The organism is Priestia sp. FW507-14D1A, from assembly GCF_058781295.1.
The window spans coordinates 147,283-170,520 of record NZ_JBYSWQ010000003.1 but is presented as its reverse complement, the minus strand read 5'-3'; the positions used below and the strand labels follow the sequence as shown (position 1 = coordinate 170,520).

Genomic DNA, 23,238 nt, shown 5'->3' with positions numbered 1-23,238 from the left:
TTATGCATAAAAAATGGACGATTGCATTCGTTCTACTGCTGCTAATGGTTTTGACGGCCTGTGAAGAAAAAGAAACAGTTAAGTTATCCAAACCAACCGAACCTTCCTCAGATGAAGTGATTCCAAAAGATCAAGCTAAGTCATCTCTTCCGCCTGATCTTGTATCAGAAAAAAAAGCAGAAAAAACTGCGGTTGAGACGATGAACAAAATTTCAAGTACCTATAAAGAATTAGGCGAAGAGTACGAATGGGAAAATGAATCTAACCCTGCTGATTATGAAACGCTAAAAAAAGCGTTAACACCATACGCAACTTCATCTTTAATTGCAACAAAGCTAAAAAGTATTTCTACTAATTATTACTGCAAAGAATGCAATATGAGCTTTTTTCCTGATGTAACTCATCTGATTCGATTTGAACTTATTAACAATCATGCTGGGCAATTTTCGATCTCGGCTATTGAGCCAATTAGTAAAGAAGGAAGCGGCGGACTGACCATTTACATGAATTTTAAATACGTTAATAAGAACTGGAAGTTAAATGAGTGGGATGAAGTTACCTATCATCAAAAATACCTCAACATTACGGCCGATGAATATATCGAATACGTAAAGTCAATTAATCCTTCTAGTGATATTTCATACCAAGGTAAAACGACCCGCACAAATGAAAAAGGTGAAAAGGAAGAAATCTTGGTTTTCAAAGAGAATAATAAAACGTATGCCATCAGCAAAAACAGCTCTCAGCGAATCGACGATTTTAAAGAAGATGAAAAAGAAAAAGAAGAGAAGGAAGAAAAAGATTTTAATTTAAAAAACATCCAAAAAGTTGATCAAGAAACAGCGGATATTTTCATTGAACATTATTTACGAGATTTAACAAAGTCCATTAACACGAATAAATTTGAACACGTACAGCCTTATATCCAGCGGGATAGTGTTTTGTGGAATGATCAAAAGCAGCTTGTGAAAATGCTGTACGAAAGAGACATTCGAGAAGAACTCATTGATTATTCAGTATTGGACGTGGAATCTGCGAGTGAAGAAGAGGGCGAAGCGGTCTATACAATTCAAACGAAAGAAGTCATTTCAATTACAACGAACGGTCAAAGTCAGGAAAAAGAGTATTATCGAACCTATACCGTTTCCTACAGCAATAAACAGCTGCACCTGACTAAAATTGAATCACTTTAAAAAACATCACGCTCTGCGTGATGTTTTTTATTTACAGATAAGTTCGCAGGATATCAAGATAATTCTTTCCGATCATCTGCTCTTGGCAGTTTTTCGATCCATCCTTTTTTGATCATTATTCGGCCAAAAGAAGAGATGGTTTTTAAATCCCTTAAAATAGAAGCATCACAATGTCCGGCTACGTCTATTCTCATACTAGTTATCATAGCTGCAGCATAATATGTAGTAGCTAAATGAAACAAAAATCCCGCATGAAATACCATTAGTTTATCAGAAAAAGGGGCTACGTCAGAATTTGTAATTTCAGCATCCATCAAGCGTGGAGACTGCAGGTTTTCTTGTTGAAGCAAGGAAGAAAAAATGTTTATATTCTTACTGGCTGTGTGCAAACATTCTTCCATAAAGCTATGGATATCTTTATCTTTCGTTACCTGTTTGAAGCCAATCACAAGCGCTTTAGCTGCGATACTCTTTTTTAAGTTAAAATAAATATTTCCAGCTTTCATTGAGTTCAACTGTCTTTTGTCTCCGAATAGGTCCATGACATATCCCCATTCTGTAATCGAGTGACCTCTTTCTATTTTAGAAAAGTAGGGAGATCGTTGATAAATACCTTTCGATATAAGAATTTCAATAGATTTATTATAAAGGTCCATCGCATCAATATTGCATTGATAATAATGGTCACGTATATCTTTGCGTGCTGAAACACTAAAAGATATACTATATCCAGCCAACCCGTGCATGGTCATTTCGTGTATATATACTAACCAAAAGGTGTCCGTAAACAAAGGAGGAGCATCTAGATTTACATCTTTATCAGTAAAGCCGATCGGCAAATCTAATTTTTCAGCTTTAAAAATATTTCTAAGTACGTGCAAATGTTTTTCAGCCAGTTCTAAAGTAAATTCAAAAAGAGAATAAACCTCAGAATCTTTAACCTTTGCTAACACATATTTACTAATACAAACAGACATGGTGTCTTGGATGTATTGTGCCCATAAACTTGTAATTTCTGATGACGTCAATCTATTTTTCTGATTATCCAAATTCGGTACCTCCAATTATTACTTAAACTCCTACTAGTGTTCCCAAAACATTGCTGTCTAACACAATTAAAATCCTTTAGTTAACTAACGCAAGATAACTCTTCCTTATCAAGCGTTCGTATGATAAAGTAGATAAATAAGCAGAAAACAGAATTATTTTTACATATAATGGATGTCTTCATTAAAATCTTTTAAAAACGGCTTTTTAAATTGAGTTTTGAGAGGTTTTTAAAAACTTTTAATGGTATTTGTTGCGAATTGATGAAAATTCGTTATATCAAATCCTAGATCATTTTAAAGGGATATCTTTGTTTTTAATCATTAGGAGGGGTAAAATGGAAGAATTTGAATTGTCTCCTGCGAAAAATTCGTTTCGCCAGCTAAAAGAGCAGTGGGAAGAGGCAGAGCTGTTAGATGAAGATAACAACTTAAATTTAAAGCACGTTTCAGATGAAGAATTTATTCAGCTCTTTTTTTCAATGCGTATTATCAAAAAATCACTTTCTCCTCATACAATCAGATCTTACAATCAAGACATGAAAACGATTCTGTCTTTTTTCTATGAACGAGAGATTACATTAAAATCGATTGGATTTATGGAAGTCAAATTATTTAATGAAGAAATGATGAATCAATATGCCAATCGCACCGCTGCAAGAAAACTAGAATTTTTTAGAAGAATGCTAGAGTTTGGACACGCTACTCATTTTTATCCTTCGCTGTATACGACGTGGATTGAAAAACCATCTATTGCAAAAGGACATTACAGCGACAAGGAAAAACAAAATCGCACCGAGTACCGAGAGCTAACCGACCGGGAAGCCCAGGTGATTGTAAATGCGTTAGAATCAGTCGTGCGCATTCGTCAGTATGAAAAGGAATTCAAAGCGCGCAATCGCTTAATGGGAATGCTTTTATATATGAGCGGAATGCGTTCAAGTGAACTGCTGAGTTTAAATTGGGGAAGCTTCCGCGAAGACTGCCGCGGAAATTTGGTTGTAGATGTGATTGGTAAAGGAAAAAAGGAACGAACGATTCCCATGTTTGATGATGTGAAAGAAACGCTTTTCACTTACCGGCAAGCGTTAAATGAAAGCACTGAATTAAGTCCTTTTGACACCGAACCGCTTTTTTATTCCATTAAAGAGTACTATCGTACCGGGGAAAAGAAGCGACTGTCCTATACAACGTTGTATCGAACGATTAAATCAGCTGTTTATAAAGTAAAAGGAAACGCGTCTATTTCTCCTCATTGGTTTCGTCACACCTTTATTACAAACAGTTTAGCTAATGACGTTCCGCTTGCGGTTGTGAAGCAAGTAGTAGGGCATTCTTCTATTGCTACAACGAACGTTTATCTTGAAAAACTTCAAGAAGATACGGTATACGACGCGTTTCGAAAATCGGGTTATCGCTAATTACTTATAATATTTTTATGTAAACTAAAAAACATAGATTTTCATTTTTCCTGCTTATGCGTATGAAATAAGTTGTATAAATGAATAAGTTACTTTTCCTACAATATAATGGTAGAAAGTCGATAAAGGAGGGAGCTACCTATGACGGCTAAACATCCGCTTCACTACCATTTCGGAGAAGTAACGGAGCTTTTTCATTACATATACAAAGTTTGTGAAACAGCAGGTATTTATATTGACTGGAGCGGAACAGCCCAAACCGTTCAGCTATATCGAAGCAAAGAATCTTTTTTGTCCGGAGAGCGCTACATTGGAGCGATTCAGTATGAGGGAAGCAATCAGTTTCAAAAAAGATGGCCTTCTACCGTCAGTTTGAGATTTCGACGTGCGAACTTGTCGTTTATTTTAAAATATTGTTTAGAACAAATTGAAGACTACCGCAAAGACACGAACAAAGAACCCTTCATTAATCCAAATGCAGAATCCATCGCGTTTAAATTCACCTCTTTAACAGATGAAACCAAACAAGTGATTTCAAAAATCAAAGAAGTGCTATGCATCGCCAACTACGTGTAAAACCCCGCAGAATGTTAGCTGTGGGGTTTTGGGTATTTAACGCAGGTCTTCTGCGTCTTGAAGCAATTGTTCGGCGCGGTGTTCAAGTTTTTGTAAGGTTTCGGTATAAATTTTCACCTGCTGCTCGTTTAATTCGGACGTTAATTCGAAAAATACCTGCTCCACAGCAGGCGTTACTTCTGTTTTTAACCGCAGGCCGTCTTCTGTTATTTGAATAAAAAACGAGCGGCGATCTTCTGGATTTCTGATACGCTGAATCCAATTTTGTTTTTCTAGTAAATCTAAAATTTTAGTCAGCGTCGCTTGATCTTTATCCGCTCGTTCAGCTAATTGTTTCTGCGTACTATATTCAGCTTCTGATACGCGTTTTAAAACGGTCCACTGTTCTGGTGTAATCCCAAAAGGGCGCAAGCGTGCGGCAACTACTCTGCTTAAGCGCTTACTTGTACGAACGGTGGGAATGCCGAACATTTCTTCTAACGATTCCATATAAAACCTCCTGCATACATACATGCTGTGATTATATCAGCTGTTTTTATTTCTGTAAATTTGTTTGTAAAGAGGATGCTTAATAAAAATAAATTCACAGAATAAATTTACAGAATAAATCGCAAATACACTAGACTTATTGTGTGTATCCTTGTAATCTAGTGTAAGAATAGTTAAACTTTTTCAAAAACAGTAGGGGGTACACACATCCATGATTAAAGCGGTATTTTTCGACTTAGACGACACGCTACTTTGGGACCAAAAAAGCGTAAAAGAAGCATTCGTTGCAACCTGTACATATGCAAGTGAGAAATATAATTTAAAACCTGAAGAACTAGAAGAAGCGGTGCGTAAGGAAGCAAGAGAATTATATGCTTCGTATGAAACCTATGAGTTTACGCAAATGATTGGCATTAATCCATTTGAAGGATTATGGGGGAATTTTTTAGACGATCATGATGAATTCCTCAAAATGAAAGATATTGTTCCTACTTATCGCAAAGAAGCTTGGACTCGAGGCCTTCGTGCCCTAGGAATTCACGATGATGCTTTTGGAGCAGAGCTAGCTGAGCGTTTTCCGTTAGAGCGCCGCAAAACACCGTTTGTATACGAAGAAACATTTGAAGTGCTTGATCAATTAAAAGGAAAGTACAAGCTGCTGCTGTTAACAAACGGTTCACCTGACTTACAAAATACCAAATTGGATATTACATCAGAACTAGTTCCATATTTTGATGAGATTGTGATTTCAGGTGCATTTGGCCGCGGTAAACCTGATCCATCTATTTTCGACCATGCTTTATCACTTATTGATTTAAAGAAAGATGAAGCGATTATGGTTGGAGATAATTTAATGACAGATATACTGGGTTCTTCTCGCGTAGGAATGAAATCTGTATGGATTAATCGTCACGATAAAGAGCGAAATGAAGTCATTCCTACTTATGAAATTACCCATTTAAGTGAACTGCATTCAATTTTAGATGAACTAAATTCATAATACGAACAAACAAAAAAAGAGGCGGAAATCGTCTCTTTTTTGTTGTGAAAATAAGCACAGCAGTCTTTGCAGGTCCTATATCCGTTCCAAATCTCACTGATCTCATTCACGTTGTACCAATCTTATCCTTGATTACCAGGTAAATACCACGTAGCATAGTATATAGACTAGTCATTGGAGGAATAACATGAAGAAAATAGTTACCAGAAGCCTTGTAGCGGCTGTTTTGTTCACAAGTCTCGCCGCTTGTGAAGACAAACAAGGCGATACTCACGTCACTTACAAAACCCCTCAACCTAAACATGCCCCGGGAGCAGACACCATTTCAGCAACAGATGAAACGATGGCCCCTGTAAGTCGGGTAGCTCAAGAAGATGAAACCGATGATCGATTAGCATTTGGAGAACGATCAAAACACGGTCAATATTATGTGTCCACAACGGATGCGCAATTTCATCCTGTTAAAGGAGCTAAACAAGTAAACACCCAGTACATTGTCGTATCCGTTCAGTTTCAGCGAACACCTAATGAACATTCGGCTGTAGTATTAAACGACACAACGTTTACATTACAAGACACAGCAACTTATCAAACCTACGAACCGTCTGATGGAGGAAATTTATCGACAAAAACCCCGCACACCCTGTGGACAGCTTTTTCATCACCGTCACTATCTGACGATGAACCACTTAACCTCGATGTTGCATTTAAAATTCCAAAAAAGGCCAACCATACGTATAGCCTGTTAATTACACAGCAATCAGAACGAGCAGATGTGTTTAAGTTTGAAGAAGCCAAACAAGATTATTAATTACATACAGAAAAAAACGCCTATCTTTTGTTGTATAGAAAAAGAAGGCGTTTTTTTGTAAAACTATCTTGTTTCTCATAGAAAGAGCAAACGATAGACATAAAACGCGTTAGTGTAGTCAAGTTCAAAAAGAACGTGTATCATTGTAACTGCTGGTACCAAAAGATAGACATAAAATATAAATAAAAAAGTTATGAGAAAGGAAAAGGTGCGTACATCACGTTAAAGACATATGAATCATAAACATACAAAAACAACTACTGAATTTAGTAATAAAAAAATAAACATGCATTTAAATAGAAAGCTATCAGCCGCCATTATAGCTGCGTTTCTTTTTACTTTACTTTTTTGTTTTATGCCAGGTATAAAAGAATCAATTCCTAATTTTTCTATTAAAAAAACCAGTCCGAATTTCATTGATTTATTTCCTTTATACCTTTTATTTTTTACACCCTTCTTTTTAATAATGGGGACGTTAGGCACGGTTATCGTTGATTTATTAGTCAGTGCTTTTGTAAAAGACCGTAGTAAAAAAATTGATTTTATCATGTCATTCATATTTCACGCCATTTTTGGGTTATTAATGTTTGAATTCGGAATGCTGGGCGTCATTCTTATTTTTATTGTGGATCGCCTTCTTTCAATCCGTAAAGAAAACTATTCTTATTTATATCCACTGGGTTGCTTAGTACTGTCGGCCATTATTGGAACTCTCGTCTACTTCATTTTTACTATCGTTTAATAAAAAAATAATAAAAAAGAGACCCAATTGTTAGACTATATCTAACTTTTCAGGGTCTCTTTTTTGTTTTTTCTTGAAAGTTTGATTTATTTACTATGCGAACGTTTGGTAAATCAAAAAGATATTTAAACAAATAACTAATGCTGCTATCACCCAAGCTACAGCTGTTGTAGCTTTATGATTAACCAATCCGCCCATGATTTTTTTGTTGCTTGTAAACATGATAAGAGGAACGAGCGCAAATGCAATTCCGAACGATAAAATAACTTGACTGACAACTAGTGCACTTGTTGGATTTACGCCAAACCCAATAATCAAAAGCGGTGGAATAATTGTAATGAACCGGCGAAGATATAAAGGAATTCTGCGTTTAATAAATCCTTGCATGATGACATCTCCAGACATTGTTCCGACCGAAGAACTTGAAAGTCCTGAAGATAATAATCCAACTCCGAAAGCAATAGCTGCAAAGGGACCAATTAAATGTTCAAATTGTGTAAAAGCCACGTCCAAATCTTGCACGTTTAGTCCGTTTTTAAAGAATAGAGCGGCTGCGACAATCAGCATGCTTGCATTAATTGCACCAGCGATAATCATGGCAATCACAATATCAATAAATTCAAAGCGGAAAATCGCTTTTTTCTCCGATTCTGTAGTTCCTACCACGCGGCGCTGCGTAAGAGCTGAGTGCAAATAAATTGCGTGTGGCATAACTGTAGCACCTAAAATCCCAGAAGCTAACAGCACGCTGTCTGTCCCGTGAAACTGAGGGACAAATAAGCCGTGGACAACACTTGCACCGTCTGGATGCGCAAGAAACATTTGAGTCCCAAAAGCTAATACCACAATAAAAACCATCGCCGCAATCGCTGCTTCTAGCAGTCGAACACCTCGTCTTTGTAACTCTAAAATAGCAAAAGAGCCTACCGCTGCGATAAGTGCAGCTGGGAACAAAGGAATATGAAATAATAAATAAATTCCAAGAGCAGCCCCGATAAATTCTGCTAAATCCGTCGCCATAATGACCAATTCCCCTTGTATCCAAAGCCCAAAAGAAACGAAGGACGGGAAGTGTTCCTGTGCTATCTCGGGTAAATTCAAGCCCGTTGCAATCCCTAATTTAGCTGATAACGATTGAATTAAGACAGCCATTAAGTTAGAAATTAATACAACCCAAAGCAGCATGTATCCGTATTGAGAGCCTGCTGCAATGTTAGTAGCAAAATTACCTGGATCAATATAAGCAACCGCTGCGATAAAAGCAGGCCCTAAGAAAGGTAATAATCGCTTAATTCCTTTTGTTTTACCCGACAATACGTCTTGAGCACTTAGCTGCATAGCTGATAATGCTTTACTGCCGTTTTGATCTTTCATGTCTAGTGCTCCTTTCTTTGATGAACAATAAATAGCCCAAGCTAATTTTTTTATATGAAGTATAAAATGTTTCCTTAATGCAAATTATATGCTAGCAAAGGTTCTTTTGACAATAAAAAAGTTTAGCAAAAAATATAGATCATCTTCAGCTGTTTTTTATCCCGTTTGGCACAATTCTTTAAATGAACAGCCGTGACAGGAGGCAGGCGTATCTGTTTGAGGGAAATGCTCAAGCGGAAGCGGCTGATTTACCTCTGAGTCTTCCAAAAACGTTTTCATATAATCAATGCTTGCATCAACTTGCTGAAGAACAGCTTCAATTTCGTGAAGAGTAAGCTGATACGTACGCGCACTGCCTGAAAGCAAGTATTCGTTCCGGACTTTTATCTGATCCACGGAAATATTATATTCGGCTAGCACATAGAGGGCGTATATCGCCAGTTGAAACAAATCATCTTTTGTTTGTTTACTTGTTTTCCAATCAACAATCGTAAATTCGTCTGTGACTGGATTTTTAAAAAGAGAATGAAAAGGCGCATATACTTTATGATCATACACATTTATAGAACGAAACGACTGATGGGGCTCCACTTCTAAAAAAGGTGAAGATACGATGTCGCCAAACGATTTACTTTGTAAAAAGTGATGTACACAAATGTGTACCCGTTTTTGCATGTCTTTAAGATCTTTTTTAGAAATATAGCCGTTTTCGTAGAATTCTAAAAGCATCTTATACTGAGCGGGCTTATGATACCAAAGCTCTCCATAGTCAGTAGAATCACGCAGTGCGTTATTTAGTAGCTGCTGCGCTTTCTCCGTTAAGCTCTGTTCATCCGGAACAATCTGTGTAGAGGTATAGTCAGAAATGGCCTCTGTAATCACTTGACGAACGGCTTGTCCGGCGTACATAGATAAAGTGGAAACCTTTTTTAGACGATAAGCGCTCTGAGACTGAGCAGAAGCGCTGTCAAGCCATCCGTTATGTGAGACATAATAATGATAGGCATACTTTCGTTTGCACGCTGCGACCATTTTATGTCTGGAGTACGACCATGAAAATTCAGGGAAATCAGTGATTTGAAACAAGCTATTCACATCCTTTTTCAAAAACTGCGCATAGGTTGGTCTATTAGTATATTCGTACATGAGTTAAAATAGACTGAAAATGTAGAGAGTGAATAGCTACGCATGCATATTATTTTGTGGATTCTCGTGAAATATGTATAAATAGAAAAAACTATTTAAAAATTGATTGCTTTTTTCTGTGGCGGATGTTATATTAATAAAGCGATGAGCTAATTTGTGTAAGTCGAAGGACATGCTTTCAAGCTAAACGTGTGAATGTGGTCACACGGTCCCCGCCACAAACGCATCAAAGACGTCCTGCGTGGACGTCTTTTTCATTTTATAAAAAAGAGAGCGCTAGCGCTCTCTTTTTTTTGTGGGATTATTTTCTGAAAGAGTTAAGGACTTTTATTTGAATGCTTTCACTATGTTTTTAATACTTCTTTTTTATTCCACACATCGTTTCCTGCTTGCAACAAGAGTTTTCTTATCCGATTTTCTCGACCAAACGTAAATATATATAAAACTTACTGTATTTGCACATTTGCCGCATATTGCATTGTTCCTCTTGTAGAGTTAATCGCAATATCAACAACGTACAAACCTTGATTTTTAGGAACCTTAAATTCATTATTTTTGACAAACAGCTTGGTTTTTTCACCGTTATCTCTCCATATATGCACACTCACACTACGAATATAAGCACCGTCTAAGTTCGAAAAATGGAGCTTAACTGATTGTTGCTGCTGCAATGGGATACTTTTTTGCTGCGATATGTATGTATATAAATCATATACATTTATTTCTTTTTTTGTTGTTGAACGGCCGTTTGACCAGTTAATAGAACCTTTGTGAAGGTGATAGGTATGTTCGTTGACCGCAAGCGCAGCTTCAGGTTTGTTTTGATCGTATTCTTCCTCTAGAAAGAAAGCACTATTCTTAAGTAAAAGTAAGAAGAACACTATAACAGCTCCTAGACCGCTTAAGACATATACACCACATTTTGCGGGTTGTACTTTCATAATAATTTCCTTTCACAGACCAATAATTAAGGAGGATAGGCACATAAAATTTCCACTTTTTCTATTCTAAACGATTACAAGTGAAATTACATTTATTGCTTTCTTTCTTCACAAAAAACAGGATAATAGTCATGCGTTTTCTATAAAAGGTCTCCTTAGATCAAAATCAAACCTATAGAAAAGGAAGATAAATGGAAATTAAAAGAGGAAATCTAAAGAATTTACAGAAGTTGATAAGTGATTTAAAATTATACAAAGGAAAAAAGCATTTCAAAAAAAGGAGATTAGTAGGTTTTTTGTTCTACCTCCACTTCTTAAAAAGTCGTATTTTTCGTAAGAAACTGTAAAGCTATATTTTATAAAGGTGAACCAATACATATACAAACAAAAGGGACACAGGAAAAGGGGGATCAGCATGGAAATTAGAGAACTAGAATTACATGATGCTGCAAACTTTGTAGATTTGCTTAAACAGATTGAAGAAGAAAGTAAGTTTATGCTGTTTGAAAGCGGAGAGCGAAAGCTGAGTACAGATCAACAGGAGAAAAACATCGAAATCTTTAAGCAGCAGCCAAACTCTACGATTATTGTCGCAGAAGAAAGCGAGATGCTTGTGGGATATATAGCTGCAACAGGGGGTGAAGCTAACCGAAACGCTCACATCGCTTCTTTGACATTAGGCATTCGAAAGACGTTTCAAAATAAAGGGATTGGGACGGCTTTAATCGGTGCACTTGAAGAATGGGCGAGAGAACACCATATTCATCGTCTTGAACTTACAGTCGCTATACAGCATGAAAAGGCTCTTTCTTTATATGACAAAGTAGGATTCGAAATTGAAGGAACAAAAAAACATTCACTGCGAATTGGCGGTTTGTTCATTGATGAGTACTATATGTCTAAATTGCTGAACTAAAAAAGAAACGACGTTTAAAGACGCCGTTTCTTTTTTTTAACTTCCTCTATAAATTTGGTATCCCCACGGTGACACAAGCAAAGGGACGTGATAATGTTCTTGTTCAGAAGACAATCCGACTCGAACAGAAACTTGATTTAAAAAGGGCGGATTTGTTGTTTGGACCTCTTGTTTTTTATAATATTCCCCAATATGAAACAGAAGTTCGTAATCTCCTGATTCAAACTCTTCAGAAGAGAAGAGCGGAGTTACTAACCTCCCGTCTTCATTTGTAGTACCGTGTGAAATTTTTATTCGTTTACTTTCCGACTGAATATGATAAAAATCAACTTTGACAAAAGCAGCCGGACATCCGTGGGTAAGATCTAAAATATGCGTTGTGATTTTAGTCATGCTCGTTTCTTTGCCTCCTTATCTTCGGTGATTTTATCAGTTAAGCGAAAGAAAGCAATTTTATATACTTCTTCTAATGCTGTATCAAACTCCGTTTGCTCGGTATTTAGTAAACGACTTTGCATTGCCTCGTAGATATCTTCTTTTTGTTTACCTCGTACTGCTAAAATAAAAGGAAACGGAAACTTCTCCATATACGTTCCATTAAGAGAAGAAAACTGTTCATACTCATCTTGCGTTAAGTTTTGTAAGCCTGCTTTGGTTTGTTCTTCAGTAGAAGCAGATGTCATGGCAATATTTTCACCTAGATTTGGGTGAGCTTGCAGCAGCTTCAGCTGTTTTTCTACAGACGCTTGCGCTACAATTTCTTTCATCATGGCATGAAGTTGTTCAACGGAAGAGAAAGGGCCTTTAGAATAAGCCTCTTCCGCAACCCAAGGTGAATGTTCAAATATATCACCAACTAGTGAGACAAAATACTGCTTGCTAAGCTGATTTACATACTGCACAGATACGTTATTCATACTACACCACCTTTATTTTATTTCTGAATAATCTGTCTTCTCTAAAGAGACAGAAGGTACTTTTCGTTCAATTGATGCGTTAAAAAAGAGATTTAATAAAATGGCAGCTAAACTTCCCGTAATAACCCCATCACTTACAATCACGCGCAAAGCACTTGGGAGCTGAGTGAATAAATCAGGCACTACCGTTACGCCAAGGCCGAGTGAAACAGAGCATGCGATAATCAGCAAATTTTCTTGTTTGGACAAATCAACAGCACTTAGCATTTTGATGCCTGATGAAATAACTAAACCAAACAACACAACCATTGCTGCTCCTAAAACAGGGGTGGGAATAATGGTGATAAAAGCAGCTATTTTCGGAACAATCCCCAGTAATACGAGAATGAAGCCGGCTACTACCACTACATTTTTTGTTTTTACTTTCGATAATTGAACCAGTCCTACATTCTGAGCGAATGTATTGTAAGGGAAAGCGTTAAATAGCCCTCCAAGGACAATGGCAATTCCTTCTGCACGGTAGCCTTTTGTAAAATCCTTTTCCGTTAATTCCCGATCACACAGCTTTCCTAACGCTAAAAATACGCCTGTAGACTCAATAATAATGACCAAGCATACGAGAATCATTGTTAAAATAGGGCCGATTTCAAAAGTGGGCATCCCAAAATAAAAAGGAGCGGGAACGTGCAGCCAAGAAGCTTCATTAAAATTAGTAAAATCAACTTTTCCCATCAATACAGCGGCTATTGTTCCGGCTACAATTCCAATCAACACAGAAAGAGAACGAAGAAAACCGCTGAAAAATCGATTTAAAATTAAAATAAGCGCTACAACACCAAAAGAAAGAAGAAGATTAGAAAGAGAACCAAAATCTTTGCTTCCCACTCCTCCTGCCATATTTCGGACAGCGGATGGTACAAGCGATAAACCAATCATCGTCACAACTGTTCCGGTGACAACGGGAGGGAAAAATTTAATAATTTTGCCTAAAAAACTTGCTGCCAGGACGATGAAAATACCACCGGCAATAATCGCTCCGTAAACAGCGCTAATTCCATACTGAGTTCCAATTGCAATCATAGGAGTCACCGCTACAAATGAGCTTCCGAGTACAACAGGAAGACCAATCCCAAACCACCTGTTCGTCCATGCCTGCAGCAGCGTAGCTAGTCCGCATGTTAGTAAATCAATAGCTACGAGATAGGCTAAGTCATGTGCATTCAGGTTTAAGGCGCGTCCCACCATCAGCGGAACGAGAATGGCACCCGCATACATAGCAAGTACGTGCTGTAATCCCGATGAAGCTAGTCGAAACGGTCGATTTTGGTTATCCACCTAAAAACCTCCTTTAATTATATCACATGTAATGTTAATAAATATTACATTTTAAATGATACATTAATAGTAAAATGTTTTTTAAGGGATGTCATTAGTTAAATTGACTAAAAACAGAATGGATAATATCTAATTTTATACAATATAGAGAGCAACAGTGAAGATATTGTGTAAAAAGATGTTACATTAGTTTTAGTACCAACTCTTAATAGTAAGTGATATAATTTTGTATATATTTTCAAATAATAGAGAGAAGAGGAAATGTGTATGTATAATCTTGCGGCTCACGTATGTAAATTTTTATTAAAAAGAAGAGGTAAGCTTTACATAAGGAATAAAGAGCATTTACCAACAGACACGGGTTTTGTGATCGCTTGTTCGCATAAGGGATGGGTAGACGTTGTAGCGCTTGGTGCGGCTGTTTTGCCTCACCAAATTCATTTTATGGCAAAAAAGGAGCTTTTTAATCATATACTCACTAGTAATGTATTAAAAAAACTCAACGCATTCCCAGTAGATCGTAACAACCCGGGACCCAGCAGCATTAAAATACCTATTAAATTAGCAAAAGAAGGACATATCGTCGGGATTTTCCCTAGCGGCACGCGAACAGAGGAAGACGTTCCTCTGAAAAGAGGGGCAGTCACTATAGCGAGCATGGCAAAGGTTCCTATTGTACCCGCAGTGTACAAAGGACCTGCAAATGTAAAAGAACTATTTTCGAAGGTTCCTATTGTTATCTCCTTTGGAAAACCTATCTACCTTGGGGAAGATAAACTGACAAAGGATCGCCTTGAGGACGTGTCAAACCATTTAACAGCTTCAATTCGTGCGTTAGAGGAAACAGCAAGATAACTTCATAGCGGAGGTGCACCATGAAGGATTGGGTACAGAGAAAGCTAAACGATGTAATTAGTGATGATGTGCAGGCAAAAATGAAAGAAAAGATGGCTGAAAGTGGGGTAACCGTTCCTATATCCGCTTCTATGCTCATGCGAATTTTTCAAAAGCAAATGACAAAGCAAGATCAAATTCAGCAATTTTCTATTTCATTTCAAGACTCCTATATTCACGTGAATGGAATTATTAAAAAATTTCTGGTGAGAATTCCATTTTCCATTGTGCTAGAACCTCTTGAGGCAAAAGAACGTACGCTTTCATTCAAAATCCATGAAATGAAACCTCTTAATCAAAATTGGATCAACTATCGAATTTTTCATAAGCCGCCTGTTACTACGTATGAAGAAAAACAAATTCATATCAATCTCAATGAAATTGACAAAATAAAGGTCATTCCAGTAGGGAAAATTAAACAATTTTCAATACAAGATGAAAAGCTTCGAGTGAAAATTGGTTTATAAATAATTGTAAATAAAATGTAGAAATAGTTTTTTTAGAAAGAAAACCTTTTCAATTCAGCACTTAATTCGATTAGGTGCTATTTCTTTATAATTTTTATAAAATTTTTAGAATTTTTCGTCTCTAACTATTGTGACACGCTTCCCTAAAGTTGTACAATGTAACTTATATAGAGGTTTAAGCGAAAAACCCGTAAATATAAAGAGCAAGGAGAAACAACTATGACAACTTATTCAATCGATGTAACACTAAGTCAAACAAAAAAAGAAAAGCCGCAATCTGATCAATTGCAATTCGGGAAAATCTTCACGGACCATATGTTCATTATGGATTATACAGAAGGCCAAGGATGGCACGATGCTCGTATTGTACCTTATCAACCTATCACATTAGATCCGGCATCCATGATCTTTCATTACGGGCAGTCTGTTTTTGAAGGACTAAAAGCATATGTAACAAAAAAAGAGCAAGTATTATTATTTAGACCAGATGAGAACTTCAAACGTTTAAATAAATCAAACGATCGTCTTTGTATTCCTCATGTTGATGAAGACTTAGCGCTAGAAGCGTTAAAGCAGCTGATTAAAATTGACCGCGAATGGATTCCTACTGCTGAAGGGACATCACTATACATTCGCCCGTTTGTCATCGCAACAGAGCCTTACTTAGGAGTAGCGCCATCTGACCGCTATCAATTTATCATTATTCTTTCTCCAGTTGGTTCATATTACAAAGAAGGGATTGCTCCTGTAAAAATTGCGGTTGAAAGTGAATTTGTTCGTGCTGTAGCCGGAGGGACAGGAACGGCTAAAACAGGCGGAAACTATGCTTCAAGCTTAAAAGCTCAGCAGCTTTCTGACTCAAAAGGCTATTCACAAGTACTGTGGTTAGACGGAGTTGAACGCAAGTACATTGAAGAAGTAGGAAGCATGAATATTTTCTTCAAAATCGATGGAGAAGTAGTAACGCCATCTGTGAACGGAAGCATTTTGGAAGGAATTACGCGTAAATCTATCATTGAGCTGCTAAAACACTGGGATATGCCTGTAACTGAGCGCCGTATTTCTATGGAAGAAATTAAGCAAGCTTATTCCGAAGGCAAACTAGAAGAGGCATTTGGAACAGGTACAGCTGCAGTTATTTCTCCAATTGGCGAACTATTTTGGAATAACGAGAAAATGGTCATTAACGATGGAAACACGGGAGAAGTATCACAAAAACTGTATGACACTCTAACAGGTATTCAAAATGGTACAGTGGAAGATCCATTCGGCTGGGCAGTGGAAGTAGAATAAATTTCGGTAATCGAATATCTTTTTACGTAAAAGAAGCGGGACAGCTCCCGCTTCTTTTTTTGTTTGTTGCCGAATAGTTCAAAAGAAACAAGTTATTTTTTGAATATTTAGAACTATTTATATACTTTTATTGTAAAATAAAATATAATTATCCTTATATAAGCAATACTTTGTCTTTATTGAAATTCATAGCATTACTTATTCGTTATAAGGGGGAGAACAAAATGCTTTTTTTATCACACGATGAAAAAATTAAACAGCTGGCTTCACACTTAGCTGAACGACTCGAAAGAGAATTAAACCAAGAAACCTCAGATGAACAAATGCACGTGCTCATCGGTTATTTATTTACTTCTCATTTAATCGAGCACCGTCCTACGGGTTATTACGTAAGGTCTCAATACCCTGAGCAGCTAAAAGATTTATATGAAACTTTACACGTCCACCAATAAATTATCTCTTCCTCTTTTGTCCTATATCGTGTAGAATTTTAGAAAATATATGATTTATATGATTTTCTAGTTGATGGCAGAGCTAGGACATAGCGTGGTGTGGCATTTACCTTTAAATGATTAAGTAATGGCTTTAGAGGTGAATAATGTTAGCGCAGATCAAAAAAATGAGTTTAGATAAAAATCGTCGTAATCCACATTACCGCGTATTGTTGCAGTGTCCAGACGGGAGTGAACTATTCATTCACTTTAATTATACATACCGATCAAAAACATATTGGTCAAGAGATGTATATTACAACAATGTTCATAAAAAATCTCAGCTTGCTTGGTATACTCAAAGCGTAGAGGAAATGACTGCTCAGCAGTTTCTTGAAGAGCTAGGAGCTAAAGTAAATGAACATTTCAACTTTACACTGCGACGATAACCTAAAAAAGCGCCCTTTAACAAGGGGGCTTTTTTAGGTTATCTTATATAAACAAGGACAAAATAATACATTTTCTCTTTAATAATAGTCACTGCTTCCTTACTTTTTCTTTATCAAAAGTGGCAAGATACTGCGTTTAAGTTAGCTATCAAGTGATGAAGAGACGGGTTGTGTTTTATCGCTAACTTTTATATAATGAGCGTATAAAACCCTCTATTTATATCGGAAATAGAGGTGTTTTTACTATGAAAAAGATACAAAATGGCAAAATATCTGCGGATGAACATCATTTTTCGCAAAAAAATTAAAATAATGTAAAAGTTTATGTTAAAATGGCAATGTTGCGTGAACGAATTAACTAACTTTACGCAAGAATGCTATTTACATACGTAAGAAGGAGAGAGATTTAAGATGGCAAAGACGTTAATTTTTGGGCATAAAAATCCTGACACAGATACAATCTGTTCTGCAATTGCATACGCTGATTTAAAGAATAAATTAGGTGTAGACGCTGAACCAATTCGATTAGGCGATATTAACGGTGAAACGCAATTTGCTCTTGAAAAGTTCAACGCTGAACTACCACGTTTCGTTGATGAAGTATCTAAAGAAACAAATGAAGTTATTTTGGTGGACCACAACGAACGTCAGCAAAGTGCAAACGATATTGATCAAGTTCGTGTGCTTGAAGTAATTGATCATCACCGTATTGCTAACTTTGAAACAGCAGATCCTTTATACTATCGTGCAGAGCCAGTTGGATGTACGGCAACGATCTTAAACAAGATGTATAAAGAAAACGGCATAGAAATTGAACCTAACATCGCAGGTCTTATGCTATCAGCTATCATTTCTGATTCTTTATTATTCAAATCACCAACTTGCACAGACCAAGACGTTGCAGCTGCTAAAGAATTAGCGGAAATTGCAGGTGTAGATGCAGAAGAGTACGGATTAGCAATGCTGAAAGCTGGAGCTGACTTAGGCGATAAAACAGCTTCACAATTAATTTCATTAGATGCTAAAGAATTCAGCATGGGTACAAGTAAAGTAGAAATTGCACAAGTGAATGCAATTGATGTAAACGATGTTTTAGTGCGCAAAGTTGAATTGGAAGAAGCTATTACTAAAACAATCGAAGAAAAAGGATTACAATTATTCCTTTTAGTTGTTACAGATATTTTAAACAGCAACTCTACTGCATTAGCACTAGGTTCTGCTGCTTCAAAAGTAGAAGAAGCATACAACGTAACGCTTGAAAACAATACAGCTGTCTTAGAAGGCGTTGTATCACGTAAAAAGCAGGTAGTTCCTGTATTAACATCTGTATTTGCTTAATAAAAAAACGGTTCGTGTTTAGACACGAACCGTTTTTTTGTCCATATGCACGTCAAGCCAATTTAGTATATCTTCTATCACTTCATCTTTAATTAATTCATTAAGCAACTCATGACGGCACTGTGTAAAAAAGCGGTAGCTTACGTCCTGCAATCCGGCTTTTTTAAAGTCGTTATACACTTTGAGTACCCCTTTTGTATAGCTGCCTACTGGATCATGTTCTCCAGATATTAAATAAACAGGCAGGTTTGATGGTACTAGCTTTATATTAGCTAAGTTAGAGATTTGTTTGATTCCTGTTAATAAGTCATAGAAAAATCCCGCTGTGAAAACTCCTCCGCAGTAAGGGTCATTTACATATAAATCTACAGCCTCATTATCTTGACTTAACCAATCAAAAGGTGTTCGAGCAGGATGAAAGGATTTGTTATACTGTCCAAAAGAAAGTTTATCAAGCAATGGACTAGCAGATCGTAATCCTTTTCTTTTTTTCTCTATTATCGCAGCTAATATGCCGCCCTTCAGTGAAAGGGAAGGAATGCTGCCAGTACCTGAGAGCATCACACCATGAATGTGCTCTGTATTCAATTGAATATATCTTCTCGTTAGAAAAGAGCCCATGCTGTGACCGAAAAGAAAGATTGGTAAGCCGGAGTGTTCCGTTGAAATGTGCTTAGTCAGAGCAATCATGTCGTAAACTACGGTGTCAAAACCATTTTCTTCAGCAAAAAAACGCTTTTCTTCATCTTTTAAAGCTGTTTGACCGTGACCGCGGTGGTCATTCCCATATACGATGTAGCCATGTTGAGTTAATACATTAGCAAAGTATTCGTAGCGCCCAATATGTTCGGCCATCCCATGGGCTATTTGGACAACGCCTTTTGCAGAATTGTTTTCAAGATCCCATTTTTGTGCAAATATTTCTTTTTCCTGATGACCTCTGTAGTAAAAGGATTGTTTCATGCTCAGCATCCACCTTCTGCTTTCCTGTAAAATAAGGGATATATGTATATATTATACTAATTTATACAGGTGATTTTACTATTTTGAAATAAAAAATGATTATTTTGTCATAAACCTTTACAAACCTTTGTGTGATTTGTTAAATTAGTATTTATATTAAAAATTATTAAACAATTTAAAGAGATTCAATTTTTAATAGGTTAGATGAATACGGAGGGAATTATTGTGGCAGAATTAAGAAGTAACATGATCAAAAAAGGATTCGACAGAGCACCGCACCGCAGCCTACTGCGTGCAGCTGGTGTAAAAGAAGAGGATTTCGGCAAACCGTTTATTGCGGTTGTCAATTCATATATTGATATTGTACCAGGTCATGTTCACTTACAAGAGTTTGGTAAAATCGTAAAAGATGCGATTCGCGAAGCTGGTGGCGTACCTTTTGAAATGAACACTATCGGGGTAGATGACGGTATTGCGATGGGACATATCGGTATGCGCTATTCATTACCAAGTCGTGAAATCATTGCTGACTCAGTTGAAACGGTAGTATCTGCTCACTGGTTTGATGGAATGGTATGTATTCCAAACTGTGATAAAATCACGCCTGGGATGTTAATGGCTTCATTACGTCTGAATATTCCGACAGTTTTTGTTAGCGGCGGACCAATGAAGGCTGGCGTAACGAGCGACGGTCGTAAGATTTCTCTTTCTTCAGTATTTGAAGGCGTAGGAGCTCATCAAGCTGGTAAACTTGATGATAAAGGATTACTTGAATTAGAACAATTCGGCTGTCCGACATGCGGATCTTGTTCAGGGATGTTTACAGCGAACTCAATGAACTGCTTAGCTGAAGCGTTAGGACTTGCTTTACCTGGAAATGGTACAATCTTAGCAGTTGCTCCTGAACGTAGAGAATTCGTTAAGAAATCAGCTAAACAGCTTATGGAATTAATTAAATTAGATTTAAAACCACGTGATATCGTAACAGAAAAAGCAATCGACAACGCGTTTGCTTTGGACATGGCGTTAGGCGGTTCTACAAATACAGTTCTTCATACGCTAGCTCTTGCGAATGAAGCTGAAATTGAGTACCCATTAGAGCGTATTAATGAAGTAGCAGAACGCGTGCCTCACTTGGCAAAACTGGCTCCGGCTTCTGATGTATTTATTGAAGACTTACACGAAGCAGGAGGCGTATCAGCCGCTTTAAACGAGCTATCTAAAAAAGAAGGGGCTCTTCATTTAGATACGATGACAGTTACTGGAAAAACGCTAGGTGAAAACATTGCCGGATGCGATGTAAAAGACTATAACGTTATCCATCCAATCGATAAGCCGTTCACTGAAAAAGGCGGACTTGCTGTATTGTTTGGTAACTTAGCTCCAGACGGCGCAATCATTAAAACAGGCGGTGTTCAAGACGGCATTACTCGCCACGAAGGACCAGCAATTGTATTTGAGTCTCAAGATGAGGCGCTGCACGGTATTGCGAACGGAAAAGTAAAAGAAGGACATGTCGTAGTCATTCGTTATGAAGGACCAAAAGGCGGACCGGGAATGCCTGAAATGCTAGCTCCAACTTCTCAAATTATGGGAATGGGACTAGGTGCAAAAGTAGCACTATTAACAGACGGACGCTTCTCTGGCGCTTCACGTGGATTATCAATCGGCCACGCGTCTCCAGAAGCTGCTGAAGGCGGACCGCTAGCATTTGTCGAAGACGGCGATCACATCGTGATTGACATTGAAGATCGTTCGATGAATGTTCAAGTTTCTCCAGATGTTTGGGCAGAACGAAAAGCAAACTGGAAAGGCTTTGAGCCAAAAGTGAAAAAAGGCTATCTTGCAAGATATTCTAAACTTGTAACTTCTGCAAGCACGGGCGGAATTATGAAAATCTAATAGCAAAAAAAGGCTCTCAGCAGAGAGCCTTTTTCTTTACTAAAGTAACTGTGCAAAGAAGCATTTTTAACACGAAAATTCTTTTTTCATGATAACGTGTGGGATACCGTCTTCCATAAAGACATCTGAAACAGTCTTATATCCTAATTTATGGTAAAAAGGTTCAGCCTGAACTTGACCGTGAAGCTTAGCTTGAGTTAATCCTTCTTTTTTCGCTGCTTCTTCTAAGCTGGCCACCACTTCTTTTCCGAGCCCGTATTTTCTAAATTCCTTTAATACGCATATCCGCTCTATTTTGGCGTAATCGTCTACTATGCGGAATCTACCAGAAGCTGCCGGTTCATTGTTATAGTAAATCAACATATGTTTTGCCGTTTGCTCATGTTCATCAAATTCATCTTTTAATGGCACGCCTTGTTCTTCAACAAAGACTGTTTTACGTATATGAAATACTTCTTCAAGCTGCTCTTTTGTTGTGACTTGCTTAATTTTCATCGAAAATCCTTCCTTTGCTGCGAATTTATGATTCTTTTTTGTATAATAAAGATATCTGATATAAAAGAGTATAAAGGAAAAACAAAATGTTGTAAATGCAACAAAAAAACAACTAATGAACATATTACACAAATTTGTAGTCATTGCTCACTGTTTAAACAACCTGAGCAATAGTAAAATCAACTGAAACATGTTAAAAAAGCAAAGAAAAGGGATTATGAAGCGCCATGGCTCTACATAACTTGTAAAAAGAGAAATATTCACAATAGTAGTAGGATGAAAAAGGGGAATGTATCATGCAAATAACCTTAGTGTATAAAGATGAGCAATCGAATAAATTTTGGAAAGTTGAAAGAAGAGACAGCAAGTTAATCATTCACTTTGGAAAAGTTGATACAGCCGGTCGCATGCAAGTGAAAGAGTTTGCTTCCGCAGAAGCTTGTGAAGCGGAATCTGAAAAGCTGATTCGTGCAAAATTGAAGAAAGGATATAAGCCTTTAACTTGTTCAATGCAAGTAATGAAAAACAGTACGATGTCAGAGGCTCTCTTTTGGGAACTGATAAAAAAGGCGAAGACAAAATTAGATGTCGACGAGCAAATGGAATGGCTCCGCTCAACGCTAGCAAAGCGTTCTGAAAAAGACATTTTCCGCTTTGATCAGCTATTAAATCAGCATTTTGATCAATCCTATAATTCTTCCTTGTGGGCAGCAGCTTATATTGTAATGGGCGGTTGTTCAGATGATTGTTTTGATTATTTTAGAGCCTGGCTTTTATATCAAGGAAAAGACATATATTATAAAGCAATTGAATCTCCTGAGACGATGATTTCTGTTCTTCAACCACTAGAAGCAGAAGGCTATGCTCCTCAATTAGAAGAATTACTTGCTGTAGCGTGCGAAGCTTACGAAGAAAAGACAGGTTTAGATAACGACTATTATTATGATAAATATGACCAGTTTGACCCAATGTGGTACGATGAGCAAGATTTGGATCTTGATTGGGATGAAGATGATGAGGACAGTTTACAGATGCGATTCCCTATGCTTTGGAGTCGCTATTGGAACAATCACCTCGAATACTAAAAAGAAGAGATGAA

Annotated in this window: 25 protein-coding genes; 15 read left to right on the top strand and 10 right to left on the bottom strand. The window is 37.1% G+C overall.

Annotated elements, in window-relative coordinates; all coding sequences use genetic code 11:
• Positions 1-2 precede the first annotated feature (2 nt).
• Positions 3-1,193: a TcaA NTF2-like domain-containing protein gene (locus AC3WJG_RS14415; RefSeq protein WP_337134355.1), complete on the top strand. Its 1,191-nt coding sequence runs from the start codon at positions 3-5 to the stop codon at positions 1,191-1,193.
• Positions 1,194-1,246: 53 nt separating this feature from the next.
• Here the strand turns inward: AC3WJG_RS14415 and AC3WJG_RS14410 are convergent, their stop codons facing one another.
• Entirely contained in the window at positions 1,247-2,242 is a 996-nt protein-coding gene (locus tag AC3WJG_RS14410; RefSeq protein WP_492588344.1) for a DUF3231 family protein, read from the bottom strand.
• A gap of 335 nt (positions 2,243-2,577) precedes the next feature.
• Here AC3WJG_RS14410 and AC3WJG_RS14405 point away from each other — a divergent pair, with 335 nt between their 5' ends.
• Together AC3WJG_RS14405 and AC3WJG_RS14400 are read left to right on the top strand one after the other, a co-directional pair.
• The gene (locus AC3WJG_RS14405; RefSeq protein ID WP_492588342.1) at positions 2,578-3,660 is read left to right on the top strand and encodes a tyrosine-type recombinase/integrase; all 1,083 of its coding nucleotides are present in this window, start codon (positions 2,578-2,580) and stop codon (positions 3,658-3,660) included.
• A gap of 141 nt (positions 3,661-3,801) precedes the next feature.
• On the top strand, positions 3,802-4,236 hold the full coding sequence (locus AC3WJG_RS14400; RefSeq protein ID WP_102812792.1) for a hypothetical protein: 435 nt from the start codon (positions 3,802-3,804) through the stop codon (positions 4,234-4,236).
• A gap of 36 nt (positions 4,237-4,272) precedes the next feature.
• On the opposite strand, the gene AC3WJG_RS14395 is transcribed toward AC3WJG_RS14400, so the two are convergent.
• Complete coding sequence (locus AC3WJG_RS14395; RefSeq protein WP_098333091.1) at positions 4,273-4,725, bottom strand: MarR family winged helix-turn-helix transcriptional regulator; 453 nt, start codon at positions 4,723-4,725, stop codon at positions 4,273-4,275.
• Between the two features lie 211 nt (positions 4,726-4,936).
• On the opposite strand from AC3WJG_RS14395, the gene AC3WJG_RS14390 reads away from it, so the two are divergent.
• The 3 genes from AC3WJG_RS14390 to AC3WJG_RS14380 all read left to right on the top strand — a co-directional run bounded on the left by AC3WJG_RS14390 (position 4,937) and on the right by AC3WJG_RS14380 (position 7,278).
• A complete protein-coding gene (locus AC3WJG_RS14390; RefSeq protein ID WP_492588340.1) occupies positions 4,937-5,725 on the top strand; it encodes an HAD family hydrolase in 789 nt (262 codons plus the stop codon).
• Between the two features lie 187 nt (positions 5,726-5,912).
• Positions 5,913-6,536, top strand: coding sequence for a hypothetical protein (locus tag AC3WJG_RS14385; protein ID WP_337134352.1), 624 nt, complete (start codon positions 5,913-5,915; stop codon positions 6,534-6,536).
• A gap of 232 nt (positions 6,537-6,768) precedes the next feature.
• A complete protein-coding gene (locus AC3WJG_RS14380; protein ID WP_098249613.1) occupies positions 6,769-7,278 on the top strand; it encodes a hypothetical protein in 510 nt (169 codons plus the stop codon).
• A gap of 93 nt (positions 7,279-7,371) precedes the next feature.
• Here the strand turns inward: AC3WJG_RS14380 and AC3WJG_RS14375 are convergent, their stop codons facing one another.
• From AC3WJG_RS14375 to AC3WJG_RS14365, 3 genes are all read right to left on the bottom strand, one after another.
• On the bottom strand, positions 7,372-8,652 hold the full coding sequence (locus tag AC3WJG_RS14375; RefSeq protein WP_043982798.1) for an Nramp family divalent metal transporter: 1,281 nt from the start codon (positions 8,650-8,652) through the stop codon (positions 7,372-7,374).
• A 156-nt stretch (positions 8,653-8,808) separates the two neighbouring features.
• Positions 8,809-9,747, bottom strand: coding sequence for a PD-(D/E)XK nuclease family protein (locus AC3WJG_RS14370; RefSeq protein WP_258006043.1), 939 nt, complete (start codon positions 9,745-9,747; stop codon positions 8,809-8,811).
• Positions 9,748-10,244: 497 nt separating this feature from the next.
• Positions 10,245-10,739: a hypothetical protein gene (locus tag AC3WJG_RS14365; RefSeq protein WP_098331754.1), complete on the bottom strand. Its 495-nt coding sequence runs from the start codon at positions 10,737-10,739 to the stop codon at positions 10,245-10,247.
• A gap of 415 nt (positions 10,740-11,154) precedes the next feature.
• On the opposite strand from AC3WJG_RS14365, the gene AC3WJG_RS14360 reads away from it, so the two are divergent.
• Positions 11,155-11,655, top strand: coding sequence for a GNAT family N-acetyltransferase (locus AC3WJG_RS14360; RefSeq protein ID WP_028408376.1), 501 nt, complete (start codon positions 11,155-11,157; stop codon positions 11,653-11,655).
• 36 nt (positions 11,656-11,691) lie between these two features.
• Here the strand turns inward: AC3WJG_RS14360 and uraH are convergent, their stop codons facing one another.
• The 3 genes from uraH to AC3WJG_RS14345 are packed head-to-tail and all read right to left on the bottom strand — an operon-like array spanning position 11,692 to position 13,907.
• Complete coding sequence (gene uraH, locus AC3WJG_RS14355) at positions 11,692-12,048, bottom strand: hydroxyisourate hydrolase (protein ID WP_028408377.1); 357 nt, start codon at positions 12,046-12,048, stop codon at positions 11,692-11,694.
• Positions 12,045-12,572, bottom strand: coding sequence for a 2-oxo-4-hydroxy-4-carboxy-5-ureidoimidazoline decarboxylase (gene uraD / locus AC3WJG_RS14350; protein WP_098249616.1), 528 nt, complete (start codon positions 12,570-12,572; stop codon positions 12,045-12,047). Before uraD ends, uraH begins: the two co-directional genes overlap by 4 nt.
• 12 nt (positions 12,573-12,584) lie before the next feature.
• A complete protein-coding gene (locus tag AC3WJG_RS14345) occupies positions 12,585-13,907 on the bottom strand; it encodes a nucleobase:cation symporter-2 family protein (protein ID WP_492588338.1) in 1,323 nt (440 codons plus the stop codon).
• Between the two features lie 267 nt (positions 13,908-14,174).
• Between AC3WJG_RS14345 and AC3WJG_RS14340 the strand changes: the two genes are divergently transcribed.
• The 6 genes from AC3WJG_RS14340 to AC3WJG_RS14315 all read left to right on the top strand — a co-directional run bounded on the left by AC3WJG_RS14340 (position 14,175) and on the right by AC3WJG_RS14315 (position 18,779).
• The gene (locus AC3WJG_RS14340; RefSeq protein WP_337134350.1) at positions 14,175-14,762 is read left to right on the top strand and encodes a lysophospholipid acyltransferase family protein; all 588 of its coding nucleotides are present in this window, start codon (positions 14,175-14,177) and stop codon (positions 14,760-14,762) included.
• Positions 14,763-14,782: 20 nt separating this feature from the next.
• Positions 14,783-15,268, top strand: a complete 486-nt coding sequence (locus tag AC3WJG_RS14335) for a hypothetical protein (protein ID WP_102812786.1) — start codon at positions 14,783-14,785, stop codon at positions 15,266-15,268.
• A 219-nt stretch (positions 15,269-15,487) separates the two neighbouring features.
• On the top strand, positions 15,488-16,561 hold the full coding sequence (locus AC3WJG_RS14330) for a branched-chain amino acid aminotransferase (protein ID WP_028408381.1): 1,074 nt from the start codon (positions 15,488-15,490) through the stop codon (positions 16,559-16,561).
• A 224-nt stretch (positions 16,562-16,785) separates the two neighbouring features.
• Positions 16,786-17,013: a hypothetical protein gene (locus AC3WJG_RS14325; RefSeq protein ID WP_098249620.1), complete on the top strand. Its 228-nt coding sequence runs from the start codon at positions 16,786-16,788 to the stop codon at positions 17,011-17,013.
• Between the two features lie 167 nt (positions 17,014-17,180).
• Complete coding sequence (locus AC3WJG_RS14320; protein ID WP_492588336.1) at positions 17,181-17,441, top strand: hypothetical protein; 261 nt, start codon at positions 17,181-17,183, stop codon at positions 17,439-17,441.
• Between the two features lie 411 nt (positions 17,442-17,852).
• Positions 17,853-18,779 (top strand): manganese-dependent inorganic pyrophosphatase, encoded by a 927-nt coding sequence (locus AC3WJG_RS14315; RefSeq protein ID WP_098249621.1) that lies wholly within the window; start codon positions 17,853-17,855, stop codon positions 18,777-18,779.
• Between the two features lie 18 nt (positions 18,780-18,797).
• Here AC3WJG_RS14315 and AC3WJG_RS14310 read toward each other — a convergent pair whose 3' ends face one another.
• The gene (locus AC3WJG_RS14310) at positions 18,798-19,742 is read right to left on the bottom strand and encodes an alpha/beta hydrolase (RefSeq protein ID WP_098249622.1); all 945 of its coding nucleotides are present in this window, start codon (positions 19,740-19,742) and stop codon (positions 18,798-18,800) included.
• Positions 19,743-19,967: 225 nt separating this feature from the next.
• On the opposite strand from AC3WJG_RS14310, the gene ilvD reads away from it, so the two are divergent.
• On the top strand, positions 19,968-21,644 hold the full coding sequence (gene ilvD / locus AC3WJG_RS14305; protein WP_028408385.1) for a dihydroxy-acid dehydratase: 1,677 nt from the start codon (positions 19,968-19,970) through the stop codon (positions 21,642-21,644).
• A gap of 66 nt (positions 21,645-21,710) precedes the next feature.
• On the opposite strand, the gene AC3WJG_RS14300 is transcribed toward ilvD, so the two are convergent.
• Positions 21,711-22,139, bottom strand: a complete 429-nt coding sequence (locus AC3WJG_RS14300) for a GNAT family N-acetyltransferase (RefSeq protein ID WP_028408386.1) — start codon at positions 22,137-22,139, stop codon at positions 21,711-21,713.
• 296 nt (positions 22,140-22,435) lie between these two features.
• Between AC3WJG_RS14300 and AC3WJG_RS14295 the strand changes: the two genes are divergently transcribed.
• Entirely contained in the window at positions 22,436-23,224 is a 789-nt protein-coding gene (locus tag AC3WJG_RS14295) for a DUF4240 domain-containing protein (RefSeq protein ID WP_337134349.1), read from the top strand.
• Positions 23,225-23,238: the final 14 nt, after the last annotated feature.

Coding starts and splice junctions, on each gene's coding strand:
- AC3WJG_RS14415 (WP_337134355.1), top strand. CDS start 3: ATGCATAAAAAATGGACGATTGCATTCGTTCTACTGCTGCTAATGGTT.
- AC3WJG_RS14405 (WP_492588342.1), top strand. CDS start 2,578: ATGGAAGAATTTGAATTGTCTCCTGCGAAAAATTCGTTTCGCCAGCTA.
- AC3WJG_RS14400 (WP_102812792.1), top strand. CDS start 3,802: ATGACGGCTAAACATCCGCTTCACTACCATTTCGGAGAAGTAACGGAG.
- AC3WJG_RS14395 (WP_098333091.1), bottom strand. CDS start 4,725: ATGGAATCGTTAGAAGAAATGTTCGGCATTCCCACCGTTCGTACAAGT.
- AC3WJG_RS14390 (WP_492588340.1), top strand. CDS start 4,937: ATGATTAAAGCGGTATTTTTCGACTTAGACGACACGCTACTTTGGGAC.
- AC3WJG_RS14385 (WP_337134352.1), top strand. CDS start 5,913: ATGAAGAAAATAGTTACCAGAAGCCTTGTAGCGGCTGTTTTGTTCACA.
- AC3WJG_RS14380 (WP_098249613.1), top strand. CDS start 6,769: ATGAATCATAAACATACAAAAACAACTACTGAATTTAGTAATAAAAAA.
- AC3WJG_RS14375 (WP_043982798.1), bottom strand. CDS start 8,652: ATGAAAGATCAAAACGGCAGTAAAGCATTATCAGCTATGCAGCTAAGT.
- AC3WJG_RS14365 (WP_098331754.1), bottom strand. CDS start 10,739: ATGAAAGTACAACCCGCAAAATGTGGTGTATATGTCTTAAGCGGTCTA.
- AC3WJG_RS14360 (WP_028408376.1), top strand. CDS start 11,155: ATGGAAATTAGAGAACTAGAATTACATGATGCTGCAAACTTTGTAGAT.
- uraH (WP_028408377.1), bottom strand. CDS start 12,048: ATGACTAAAATCACAACGCATATTTTAGATCTTACCCACGGATGTCCG.
- uraD (WP_098249616.1), bottom strand. CDS start 12,572: ATGAATAACGTATCTGTGCAGTATGTAAATCAGCTTAGCAAGCAGTAT.
- AC3WJG_RS14340 (WP_337134350.1), top strand. CDS start 14,175: ATGTATAATCTTGCGGCTCACGTATGTAAATTTTTATTAAAAAGAAGA.
- AC3WJG_RS14335 (WP_102812786.1), top strand. CDS start 14,783: ATGAAGGATTGGGTACAGAGAAAGCTAAACGATGTAATTAGTGATGAT.
- AC3WJG_RS14330 (WP_028408381.1), top strand. CDS start 15,488: ATGACAACTTATTCAATCGATGTAACACTAAGTCAAACAAAAAAAGAA.
- AC3WJG_RS14325 (WP_098249620.1), top strand. CDS start 16,786: ATGCTTTTTTTATCACACGATGAAAAAATTAAACAGCTGGCTTCACAC.
- AC3WJG_RS14320 (WP_492588336.1), top strand. CDS start 17,181: ATGAGTTTAGATAAAAATCGTCGTAATCCACATTACCGCGTATTGTTG.
- AC3WJG_RS14315 (WP_098249621.1), top strand. CDS start 17,853: ATGGCAAAGACGTTAATTTTTGGGCATAAAAATCCTGACACAGATACA.
- AC3WJG_RS14310 (WP_098249622.1), bottom strand. CDS start 19,742: ATGAAACAATCCTTTTACTACAGAGGTCATCAGGAAAAAGAAATATTT.
- AC3WJG_RS14300 (WP_028408386.1), bottom strand. CDS start 22,139: ATGAAAATTAAGCAAGTCACAACAAAAGAGCAGCTTGAAGAAGTATTT.
- AC3WJG_RS14295 (WP_337134349.1), top strand. CDS start 22,436: ATGCAAATAACCTTAGTGTATAAAGATGAGCAATCGAATAAATTTTGG.